Genomic DNA, 236 nt, shown 5'->3' on the forward strand with positions numbered 1-236 from the left:
GGCCACGGCGACGGCGGGCGGGCTATGACGCGCTGATGCTGGCGTTGCTGGCGGCGGTAAACGGCGCGTTCCTGACGACCGATCTGTTCAATCTGTATGTCTGGTTCGAGCTGGCGCTGCTCGCCGCGCTCGGGCTGGTGACGCTCGACCGGCGGCAGGCGCAGATCGGCGGCGCGATCCGCTATGCCGCATTCGGCATGCTGGGCGCGACCGCGATCCTGGCGGGGATCGCGTTG

General features: G+C 69.9%; 1 pseudogene. It reads left to right on the forward strand.

The features are described 5' to 3' along the window. Window positions 1-35: 35 nt before the first annotated feature. Window positions 36-236 (forward strand): annotated as a pseudogene (locus tag AC0IYH_RS34000) (Na+/H+ antiporter subunit D); the annotation flags it as partial.

It is taken from the genome of Pseudomonas sp. AC463 (assembly GCF_979253585.1).